The 240-nt window shown below is 46.7% G+C and carries 1 protein-coding gene; it reads left to right on the forward strand.

Going from position 1 to position 240, the window contains the following annotated elements; genetic code table 11:
• Window positions 1–240: hypothetical protein (locus ACY2RS_RS15820; RefSeq protein ID WP_490099614.1), on the forward strand; the 240-nt coding region annotated here is incomplete at both ends.

The following is a 240-nucleotide window of genomic DNA, read 5'->3' on the forward strand; positions in this document are numbered from 1 at the left end:
AGCCCCAGCCATGTATCCGATCGACGATAATGATGGTAATCCATCAAATGTGGCTACCATAACGATAGCTTACGTACCAGTAGCTACAAATGATACGAGTGATAACAACGATACTGGAATGCCGGTAGTGGTAGATGTTTTAGGGAATGATGTAGATGGTGATATTGTAGAGCCGACGACGGTACAGATAGGAGGAATGGCGAATCCGTGCGATCCATTAGTGGGGTCGGGTGTAGGAGT

The sequence above is a fragment of the Patiriisocius sp. 208BN25-11 genome, assembly GCF_058147145.1.